Source organism: Alkalihalophilus lindianensis, from assembly GCF_032843265.1.
Taxonomy (GTDB): domain Bacteria; phylum Bacillota; class Bacilli; order Bacillales; family Bacillaceae_D; genus Alkalihalophilus; species Alkalihalophilus lindianensis.
Map to the genome: position 1 here is coordinate 1 of NZ_JAWJBA010001029.1, position 236 is coordinate 236.

Annotated in this window: 1 protein-coding gene; it reads right to left on the bottom strand. The window is 35.6% G+C overall.

Features of this window, described 5'->3' with window-relative positions:
* Nucleotides 1-53: 53 nt before the first annotated feature.
* Nucleotides 54-236 (bottom strand): hypothetical protein (locus RYX56_RS25235; RefSeq protein WP_317124499.1); only part of this gene is annotated, 183 nt, incomplete at its 5' end.

Consider the following 236-nt stretch of genomic DNA (forward strand, 5'->3'; position numbering starts at 1 on the left):
AAAACTCTTTCGACATTATCATCTTTTTCGAATGACTTTAATATCGGGATATTTTACTTCTCATCGGAAGTAGAAGAACTGTCCTCAGGCTTTACGTCTTTCATCTTTGTTGGATCAACTGTAACGACAAAAGGCTCACTAACAAAGTTGGTAAAGGCATGAATTCGATATTCTATATGATCTGTACTACAATCATTTGCTAGAATGGCCGTTAAATCTTTGGGATCTGTCCATAA